10 protein-coding genes are annotated in these 10,594 nt (G+C 31.8%); all 10 read left to right on the forward strand.

All coding sequences use genetic code 11. The features are described from left to right. Positions 1-131: 131 nt before the first annotated feature. On the forward strand, positions 132-1,106 hold the full coding sequence (gene galE / locus L992_RS10385; protein ID WP_047396113.1) for a UDP-glucose 4-epimerase GalE: 975 nt from the start codon (positions 132-134) through the stop codon (positions 1,104-1,106). 17 nt (positions 1,107-1,123) lie between these two features. Beyond that, on the forward strand, positions 1,124-1,969 hold the full coding sequence (locus tag L992_RS10390; protein WP_047380848.1) for a hypothetical protein: 846 nt from the start codon (positions 1,124-1,126) through the stop codon (positions 1,967-1,969). An 11-nt stretch (positions 1,970-1,980) separates the two neighbouring features. Next, positions 1,981-2,811 carry a selenium-dependent molybdenum cofactor biosynthesis protein YqeB gene (gene yqeB / locus L992_RS10395; protein ID WP_047396115.1) on the forward strand — a complete coding sequence of 277 codons (831 nt, stop codon included), beginning with the start codon at positions 1,981-1,983 and terminating at the stop codon, positions 2,809-2,811. Next, a complete protein-coding gene (locus tag L992_RS10400; protein WP_047396117.1) occupies positions 2,780-3,568 on the forward strand; it encodes an XdhC family protein in 789 nt (262 codons plus the stop codon). The genes yqeB and L992_RS10400 overlap by 32 nt, the downstream gene beginning before the upstream one ends. Next, positions 3,552-4,022 (forward strand): cyclic pyranopterin monophosphate synthase MoaC, encoded by a 471-nt coding sequence (gene moaC, locus L992_RS10405; protein WP_047380855.1) that lies wholly within the window; start codon positions 3,552-3,554, stop codon positions 4,020-4,022. The genes L992_RS10400 and moaC overlap by 17 nt, the downstream gene beginning before the upstream one ends. Further along, complete coding sequence (locus tag L992_RS10410; RefSeq protein WP_047396119.1) at positions 4,015-5,349, forward strand: sodium/glutamate symporter; 1,335 nt, start codon at positions 4,015-4,017, stop codon at positions 5,347-5,349. Before moaC ends, L992_RS10410 begins: the two co-directional genes overlap by 8 nt. Before the next feature lie 67 nt (positions 5,350-5,416). Further along, a complete protein-coding gene (locus tag L992_RS10415; RefSeq protein WP_047396121.1) occupies positions 5,417-7,318 on the forward strand; it encodes an ABC-F family ATP-binding cassette domain-containing protein in 1,902 nt (633 codons plus the stop codon). Between the two features lie 122 nt (positions 7,319-7,440). Beyond that, positions 7,441-7,809, forward strand: a complete 369-nt coding sequence (rpsL, locus tag L992_RS10420) for a 30S ribosomal protein S12 (RefSeq protein WP_023051095.1) — start codon at positions 7,441-7,443, stop codon at positions 7,807-7,809. A gap of 25 nt (positions 7,810-7,834) precedes the next feature. Continuing rightward, complete coding sequence (rpsG, locus tag L992_RS10425; protein WP_047380864.1) at positions 7,835-8,305, forward strand: 30S ribosomal protein S7; 471 nt, start codon at positions 7,835-7,837, stop codon at positions 8,303-8,305. A gap of 30 nt (positions 8,306-8,335) precedes the next feature. Continuing rightward, complete coding sequence (fusA, locus tag L992_RS10430) at positions 8,336-10,417, forward strand: elongation factor G (RefSeq protein WP_047380866.1); 2,082 nt, start codon at positions 8,336-8,338, stop codon at positions 10,415-10,417. Positions 10,418-10,594 lie beyond the last annotated feature (177 nt).

The following is a 10,594-nucleotide window of genomic DNA, read 5'->3' on the forward strand; positions in this document are numbered from 1 at the left end:
TAAGCCCATAAACGCTGAAAGTACTTGGGGGGCAGCCCCCTGGGAGGATAGGAAGTTGCCAATCTTTTTTTATTTTTTGTAAAATTATGCTATAATTTAATTGTTGAAATTAAATCATAGAGAGGTGTTTTATGAAAAATATATTAGTGACAGGTGGAGCAGGATATATCGGAAGTCATGCTGTAGCAGAATTATTAGATTCAGGATATAACGTTATAGTTTTAGATAATTTAGAAAATGGATATATTGAGCTTGTAGATAAAAGAGCAAAGTTTTATAAAGGAGATATAAGAGATATATCGACTTTTGAAAATGTTTTTATTGAAAATAAAATTGATGCAGTAATGAATTTTGCGGGTTATATAAAAGTTGGAGAAAGTGTTGTAGAGCCTAATAAATATTATTTAAATAATACTTATGGTGTTATGAATGTAGTTGAAGTTATGAAAAAATATGATGTAAAAAATATAATATTCTCATCTACTGCTGCGGTTTACGGTGAAGTTGATTGTGATGGATTGGTATATGAGAATTATCCAACAAATCCTATAAATCCATACGGTTGGAGTAAATTAATGGCAGAAAGAGTTATTATAGATGCAGCTAAAGCATTTGGTCTAAACTATTCAATTTTTAGATATTTCAATGTTGGAGGAGCACACGAGAAATATCATATAGGGCAAAAAGGTGATGGAGTAACGGCCTTAATTCCAATTATTTTACAAACAGCAAAAGGAGAAAGAGAAAAGTTGAGTATCTATGGAAATGATTATCCTACAGCAGATGGGACTGGAATTAGAGATTATATCCATGTTGTAGATTTAGTTAAAGCTCATATTGCTGCTTTACCATCGTTAGAAAAAAATATAAGTGGAATATATAATTTAGGAAATGGAACTGGATTTTCAGTATTAGAGATGCTGAATGCTGCAAAAAAAGTTACAGGAATAGAGATAAAATTTGAAGTTATAGAAAGAAGAGCAGGAGATCCAGCGTCTGTAGTGGCATCGAGTGATAAAGCTAGAGAAATTTTAGGATGGCAACCACAATATGTAGATGTTAGTAAAATAATAGAAACAGCTTGGAATTGGTATAAAAGTCTTTAAAATTATAGAGGTGGATAATGAACTTTTTTAAAAAATATTTTGGAAAGAAAGAAAAAAAAGATGATATAGAGAATACTGATATTCAAAAAAAATGTAGTGTAGAATCAGAATGTGATAGCGAGAACTGTGGTTGTAAAAGCTGTGAGCATGATGATGAAAAAACTGGAGATTATTTAAAGAATATATGTATTCAGATTGAGACAATTCCTTGTGAACCTAATCCATATTTTACGGTAGATGGTGAAAGTGCTAAATTTTTTGAAGAATTTGAAATAAGAATGACAACTATTCATAGAATGTATAAAATAAATAGTATTTTTTTGAAAGAATATCAAAAAGTATCTAGAAAATCATTGAGTGCTACAAGAGAGAATGAAAGTGAATTTTCAAAGTATAGTAAATGTTATTTTATAAATAATAATGCTTTTAAAGAGATACATAATATGAGTAATCTTTTAAATATTTTTATGATATTTGAAGTTCTATTAAAAAATCTAACAAAAGATTTGGCTTATGATAGAAATTTAGATTTGGAAGAGATTCAAAATAAAAATATGTCATATTTGAATAGTTATATATTGTTTATAGAAGAAAAAATGAAGATAGATTTTTCTTTATCTGATAATGAAAGAAATTTTATTGGAATAGTTAGAAAAATAAGAAATGATTATTTACACGACTATATGACTGAGATACCGGAGTCTATAGAAAAGGAGATAGTCAAGATATTTAATTTAAGAGAAGGAAAGAGAATTGTTGTTGATGAATATTTCATAGAGAATACTTGTAAGATGTTTGGAGAAATAGCAAAAAGACTCGAGAAATCATATTGGGGATATAAAAATAAAACTTTTGAAAAATAAAGGGGAAAAATATGCTAGTTATAGTTAGAGGTGCTGGAGATTTAGCAACTGGAGTTATTCATAGATTATATAGAAGTGGATTTAAAATTTTAGCATTAGAAATTGAAAAGCCAAGTGCAATAAGACGTAGTGTAGTATTTTCTGAGTGTATATATAATTTAGAACAGGTTGTAGAGGGAGTAAAAGCTAAAAAAGTAAACGATTTAAGAGAGATAGAAGAGTGTTGGAAAAAAAATGAAATCCCAGTAGCAGTAGATCCTGTTGGGAAATATATAGAGATTTTAAAACCTCAGATTGTTATAGATGCAATAATTGCAAAAAAAAATTATGGAACTAATATGGATATGGCTCCAATAACAATAGCTTTAGGACCTGGATTTGTAGCTGGGAGGGATGTTAATATTGTAGTTGAAACAATGAGAGGTCATAATCTAGGAAGACTTATATATGATAGAGGAGCTTTACCCAATACAGGTGAACCTGGAGATATAGCAGGAATAACGAAAGAAAGAGTTATATATTCTGAAAAAACTGGATTTTTTAAAGCGGTAAAAAAAATAGGGGATTATGTCAAGAGAAAAGAGATTTTGGGTTATATTGATGAGACGCCAGTTTTTGCAACAATAGATGGTTTGTTAAGAGGGATAATTTCAGATAACTATGAAGTAAAACCCAAATTTAAAATAGCTGATATAGATCCGAGATTAAATCAGTATGATAATTGCTTTACAATATCAGATAAAGCAAGAAGTTTAGGTGGAGCTGTATTAGAAGGTATTTTAAGTGAGCTTCATAGGAAAGGGGAAGAGGATGGATTTAAGTATTTTGGAGAAAGTTTTTGACAAAGTAAAAAGTGGAAATAAAGTAGCTTTGGTTACATTAACTAAATCAAGTGGATCTACACCTAGAAAAGAGGGAACGCTTATGGGTGTTTGGGACAATGATTTCATAGGAACAATTGGTGGAGGTTTAGTAGAGCATAGGGTGATAAATGATGCTAGAAAATCTCTTGAAGATAATAAAAACTCAGAATTCAAATATGATTTGACAAAAGAAGCTGAATTAGGTATGAGTTGTGGTGGAACAGTGGAAGGATATATAAAAGTTATTAATCCTAAAAATAGAGTTGTAATAGTTGGAGCTGGACATATAGGACAAAAATTATATAAACTTTTAGAAGATTCAGATTTTGAAAGAGTTATATTAGATGATAGACTTGAGTATGAAAGTTGTTTTTCAGATATTTTAATAGGGGATTACTACAATCTAATCAGTTTATTACCGGAAAATGAAAATACATATTTTATAATTGTGACTAGAGGTCATCTAACGGATCAACAATCGTTAGAAGCAGCTTTGAACAAAAAAAGTAAATATATAGGTATGGTTGGAAGTAGAAGAAAAGTAATCGAAATAAAGAAAAATCTTCATGAGAAAGGTGTTAAATTGCCAGAAGAAAAGTTATATTCACCAATAGGACTTAAAGTTTCTGATGGTAGCCCATATGAAATAGCTATAGAGATAATGGCAGAGATACTAAAAGTTAAAAATAATGGTGAATTGGTGCATAGGAGGTTAGAGAATGTTAACACATTTTAATGAAGATGGTAAAGCTATAATGGTAGATATAACAGAGAAAAATGAAACGAAAAGAGAAGCTATAACAAAAGGTAAAATTTCTATGAATAAAGAAACTTACGAAAGAGTTAAAGATGGTGGAATAGAAAAAGGAGATGTTTTAGGAGTAGCTAGAGTTGCAGGAATAATGGCTGCAAAAAAAACGAGTGATTTGATTCCTATGTGTCATCCTTTATTTATAACAGGGGTAGAGATAAAGTTTAATTTTTTAGAAGATGAATTTGCTATAGAAACTGTTGCAAGTGTAAAAACAGCTGGAAAAACAGGAGTGGAAATGGAAGCCTTAACGGCTGTAACTACCTCACTTTTAACGATATATGATATGTGTAAAGCTATGGATAAAACTATGATAATAACAGATATCAGACTTTGTAAAAAAACAGGTGGGAAATCAGGAGAATTTATAAATGAATAATTTTTTGAGCATAATTGCGTATTTGAGTATACTTATATTACTAGGAGTTGTAATAAAAAGTAAGGTAAAAGTACTTCAGGATTTATTTATTCCAGCATCTATAATAGGTGGTATAATTGGGTTGATTTTAGGACCTGATTTACTAGGAAAATATTATAGTGTTATTCCACAAGAGTGGAACAGTATAGTAAGAGGAGTTCCAGGTGTTTTGATAGTGCCAATTTTAATTTCGGTTCCTTTAGGAATGGAGTTTGGTAAAAAAACAAAAATGATGAAAAATACTGTCACAACCGGTGGCATATTATTTCTTGTTACTTTTGTTCAATTGTTTATAGGCTATTTTATAAATCTTGTATTTGATTTATTTTTTGGTATAAAGCTTTATAAGACATTTGGAGCTGAATTAAATTCAGCATTTGCAGGTGGACATGGGACAGCTGGCGTTGTGGCAAGAACTTTAAAAGAGGTAGGAGCTGAGTATTGGCAGTTAGCTCAAGGAGTAACTGTAACTTTAGCAACTATAGGGTTGGTATCAGGTATTATTTTTGGGATATATCAAATAAAGATGAATAGCGATAAAATTTTAAAACCAGAAATTTTGTCAGAGTATAAAAATGGATATATAAAAGAGGTCGAGAATCAACCTTCAATAGGGAAAGAAACGATGTTAAATACAACTGTAGATACTTTAGCGTATCATATAGCTATAATTTTTGGAGTTTCTGGAGTGGCAATAATAAGTTTAGATGTTTTTAAATACTATAGAATACCAATACTTTCAAAGATAACGGTTTGGTCTTATGGAATGCTATTGATGTTTGCTATATGGAAAATCTTTATAAAAAAAGGAATTGCATGGAGTGTTGATTCAAAAGTGAAAAGTAAGATAACAGGAACTTTAACTGAGTTTGCAATAGTTTCAGCCGTGACGACTATTCCAATAAAAGCTGTAGCTAGCTATATATTGCCGATATTAATAATAAGTATAGTCGGATTTTATATCACTTGGGTATTGATTTATAGTCTTTCAAAAAGATATTTTAAAGATTATAAATTAGAAAGAACTTTAGCTATGTTTGGGACATCGACTGGAGTTTTTATAACTGGACTATTACTTTTGAGAATATGTGATCCAAAATTAGAAACTCCTGTTTTACAAGATTATTCTTTAGGATTTTCAATAACAGCTTTATTAGGACCGATTTTAATAGCAACCTGCATTCAATTAAGTTTTATGCACAACTACTTTTATCCAATCGGACTTCTTTTAGGATTGATAATTTTAACAGGTGTTAGTTTAGAATATTATAATAAAAGAGTGGGATAAACCACTCTTTTTTTTAAGAGTTGTGATATAATTAAAGGGATAAATTTATATATAAAGGAGATTAGAAATGGCTTTACTAAGTGTAAACAACTTGTATAAAGGATTCTCGGGAGAATCATTATTAAAAGATATAACATTTTCAATAGATGAAAAAGACAGGATAGGGATTATAGGTGTCAATGGTGCTGGAAAATCAACATTAATAAAAATGTTGATGGATATGGAAGATACAGATCCAAATCCCGAAACAAATGAAAGAGGTACAATATCAAAAAAAGGAAATTTAAAAATTGGATATCTTTCACAAAATATAAATTTAAATAAAGAAAACTCTATTTTTGATGAATTAATGAGTGTTTTTTCGAATTTAAAAGCGGATTATGAAAGAATTAAAGAGCTAAATAATTTAGTTGCAACAGATTTGGAGAATTTTGAAAAACATATGGATGAGTTAGCACATCTAAGTAGTAGATATGAACAAGAGGAAGGTTATGCTATTGAGTATAAAGTTAAACAGATTCTGATAGGACTGAGTATTCCAGAAGAGATGTGGAAAACTAAAATAGATGATCTTTCAGGTGGACAGCAATCAAGAGTCGCTCTTGGAAAAATACTATTAGAAGAACCCGAGCTTTTGATCTTAGATGAGCCTACAAACCACTTAGATTTATTAGCAATAGAGTGGTTAGAGAAGTTTTTAAAAGATTATCCAAAAGCTTTTATAGTCATCTCTCATGACAGATATTTTCTAGATAATATAATAAATAGAGTATTTGAAATTGAAGGAAAAACTTTAAAGGCATATAAAGGTAATTTTTCAGAGTATGTAATTCAAAAAGAAGCCTACTTATCAGGGGCGGTAAAATCATTTGAAAAAGAACAAGATAAAATAAAAAAAATGGAAGAGTTTGTAAGACGTTATAAAGCTGGTCAGAAATGTAAGCAAGCGAGAGGAAGACAAAAGCTTTTAGACAGAATGGAAAAAATGGAAGACCCAATTATCAACGTAAGAAAAATTAAACTTAAGTTTGAAGTAGAGAATCCAAGTGTAGATAAGGTGTTAGAATTAAAGAAATTAACTATGAGCTATGAAAAAAAGCAACTGTTCAATAACCTGGATTTGACAATATATAGAGGAGATAGAGTAGGTATAATTGGAAAAAATGGTGTTGGAAAATCAACGATTTTAAGAATTGTTAATGGTTTAGAAAAAGCAAGAGGTGGAAGCGCTGAGATAGGTGAAAGAGTAAAGATAGGATACTATGACCAAAATCATCAAGGTTTAAAAATGGAGAATACTATTCTAGAAGAGTTACTTCATAACTTTAAATTGAGTGATGAAGAGGCTAGAGGTGTAGCTGGAGGTTTCTTATTCTCAGCTGATGATGTAGATAAGAAAATAAAATCACTTTCGGGTGGAGAGAAAGCTAGAGTTGCTTTTATGAAATTGATTTTATCAAAACCTAATTTTCTAATATTAGATGAGCCTACAAACCATCTAGATATCTATTCGAGAGAGATTTTAGAAGAAGCATTAGAGGACTACGATGGAACAATTATAGTTGTTTCTCACGATAGATATTTTTTAGAAAATGTGGTGAACAGTATCTATGAAATAGATAAAGATGGAGCAACTTTATTTAAAGGAGATTACGAAAGTTATATGTCTCAAAAGGATAATATAAAAATAAAAGATGAATCTGCTGGTTTAAATTATGAAGAACAGAAAAAAAATAGAAATAAAATTTCTAATTTAGAAAAAAAATATAAAAGATTAGAAGAGGAAATAGATAAGCTAGAAAGTGAAAAAATAGAATTAGAAAAAAAATATGAAATGGCAGGAAAAACTAATAATTTAGATGAGTTAATGAAAATTCAAGAACAGTTAGATAGCAAGGATGAAGAGATTTTAGAGGCTATGGAAAGCTGGGATGAAACTGCACTTGAATTAGAAGAATTGAAAAAATAGTTGTAAAAAAATAAAAATGTGATAAAATTATCTTTGACTTTTTGCAATAAAGCGATTATAATACTAAAGTTAAATATTATTTAAAAATAATAAATAAAAAAATTCAGAGGAAGGAGGGTAAAATGCCTACTTTAAGTCAATTAGTAAAAAAAGGAAGACAAACTCTAGAAGAGAGTAAAAAATCACCAGCATTACAAGGAAACCCACAAAGAAGAGGAGTGTGTGTAAGAGTTTATACTACTACACCTAAGAAACCAAACTCAGCTTTAAGAAAGGTTGCCAGAGTAAAATTAACTAACGGAATCGAAGTTACTTCTTACATCCCAGGAGAAGGACATAACTTACAAGAACACTCGATCGTTCTAGTAAGAGGAGGAAGAACAAAAGATTTACCAGGAGTTAGATATAAAGTTATCAGAGGAGCTCTAGATACAGCAGGAGTTGCTAAGAGAAAACAATCAAGATCTAAATACGGAGCTAAGAAAGCGTAATAATTATTAAGGAGGTGGACAGTAAATGTCAAGAAGAAGAGCAGCAGTAAAAAGAGATGTATTACCTGATTCAAGATATTCTGATAAGGTTGTAACTAAAGTTATCAACTCATTCATGTTAGACGGAAAAAAATCAATCATTGAAGGAATTTTCTATTCTGCAATGGATTTAATAAAAGAGAAAACTGGTCAAGAGGGGTACGATGTATTTAAGCAAGCATTAGAGAACATCAAACCACAAATCGAAGTTAGATCAAGAAGAATCGGAGGAGCTACTTATCAAGTTCCAGTAGAAGTAAGACCTGAGAGACAACAAACTCTTGCTATCAGATGGTTAACTACTTATACTAGATTAAGAAAAGAGTACGGAATGATCGAAAAGTTAGCAGCAGAGTTAATTGCAGCAGCAAACAACGAAGGAGCTACTATTAAGAAGAAAGAAGATACTTACAAGATGGCAGAAGCTAACAGAGCTTTCGCACACTACAAGTTCTAATTTTAATTTAAAATTCAGGAGGATAACAAAATGGCTAGAAGCGTTTCTTTAGAAATGACTAGAAACATTGGTATCATGGCTCACATCGATGCAGGAAAGACTACTACAACAGAAAGAATATTATTCTACACTGGAGTAGCTCATAAAATTGGAGAGGTTCACGAAGGTGCCGCTACAATGGACTGGATGGAGCAAGAGCAAGAGAGAGGTATAACAATTACTTCTGCTGCTACAACATGTTTCTGGAAAAATCACAGAATAAATATAATAGACACACCAGGACACGTGGACTTTACAGTTGAGGTTGAAAGATCTCTAAGAGTACTTGACGGTGCAGTTGCTGTATTCTCAGCAGTTGACGGAGTACAACCACAGTCTGAAACAGTTTGGAGACAAGCTGACAAATACGGTGTACCAAGAATAGCATTCTTTAATAAAATGGACAGAATCGGAGCTAACTTCGAGATGTGCGTAAACGATATTAGAGAAAAATTAGGATCTAATCCTGTACCTATTCAATTACCAATCGGTGCTGAGGATGACTTCGAAGGAGTTATCGATTTATTAGCAATGAAAGAAATCGTTTGGCCAAAAGATTCTGATAACGGACAAAACTTCGAGTTAAGAGATATCAGAGCTGAATTAGCAGATGCTGCTGAAGAAGCAAGAAACTTCATGATCGAATCAGTAGTAGAAACTTCTGATGAGTTAATGGAAAAGTTCTTCGGAGGAGAAGAGATTTCTGAAGATGAAATCAACACTGCTTTAAGAGCTGCAACTTTAGCTAACACAATAGTACCAGTTACTTGTGGAACAGCTTTCAAAAACAAAGGAGTTCAATCATTACTTGATGCTATCATCACTTACATGCCAGCTCCTACAGATAAAGGAATAATCAAAGGAACAGATGTTAAGAACGACGAGTTAGAAATAACTAGAGAAATTGCTGACGAATCTCCATTCGCGGCTTTAGCATTCAAAGTTATGACAGATCCATTCGTTGGAAGATTAACATTCTTCAGAGTTTACTCAGGAGTACTTACAAAAGGTTCTTATGTATTAAACTCTACAAAAGGTAAGAAAGAAAGAATGGGAAGAATTCTTCAAATGCACGCAAACAAGAGAGAGGAAATCGAAATTGTTTACTGTGGAGATATAGCTGCAGCAGTTGGATTAAAAGATACAACTACTGGAGATACTCTATGTGCTGAAGATGCACCAATCGTTCTAGAGAAAATGGAATTCCCTGAGCCAGTAATCTCGGTTGCAGTTGAGCCAAAAACTAAAGCTGACCAAGAGAAAATGGGTCTAGCTTTATCTAAGCTTGCTGAAGAGGATCCTACATTCAGAGTTAAAACTGATGAGGAAACTGGACAAGTAATCATCTCAGGAATGGGAGAATTACACTTAGAAATCATCGTTGATAGAATGAGAAGAGAATTCAAAGTTGAATCAACAGTTGGTAAACCACAAGTTGCTTACAGAGAGACTATAACTACTGCACAAGATCAAGAAGTTAAGTACGCTAAGCAATCTGGAGGAAAAGGACAATTCGGACACGTTAAGATCACTCTTGAGCCAAACCCTGGAAAAGAGTTCGAGTTCGTAAACAAAATAACAGGAGGAGCTATTCCTAGAGAATATATCCCTGCTGTTGAAAAAGGATGTAGAGAAGCTCTTGAGGCTGGAGTTGTAGCTGGATACCCTATGGTAGACTTAAAAGTTACATTATATGATGGATCATACCATGAGGTTGACTCGTCAGAAATGGCCTTCAAAATAGCTGGATCTATGGCTCTTAAACAAGCTGCTGTAAAAGCAAAACCAATCATCCTTGAGCCAATCTTCAAAGTAGAAGTAACTACTCCTGAAGAGTACATGGGAGACATCATAGGAGATGTTAACTCAAGAAGAGGTATGATCGGAGGAATGACTGATAGAAACGGAGCGAAGATAATCAACGCTAAAGTACCTTTATCAGAAATGTTCGGATATGCAACTGACTTAAGATCTAAATCTCAAGGAAGAGCAACTTACTCTATGGAATTTGAAGAGTACGCACAAGTTCCTGCATCAGTTCAAAAAGCTATTCAAGAACAAAGAGGAAAGTAATAATTACTTTTTCTAAGTTTTGAAGCTGTACAAAGTTTAATAATGTTGTGATTCTATTTTTAATAGAATCACAACAAAAATTATAAAATATAAATAACAATTAGGAGGAAATTTCAAATGGCTAAAGAAAAATTTGAAAGAAGCAAACCGCACGTTAACATTGGAACAATAGGACAC

It is taken from the genome of Cetobacterium sp. ZOR0034, from assembly GCF_000799075.1.
Taxonomy (GTDB): domain Bacteria; phylum Fusobacteriota; class Fusobacteriia; order Fusobacteriales; family Fusobacteriaceae; genus Cetobacterium_A.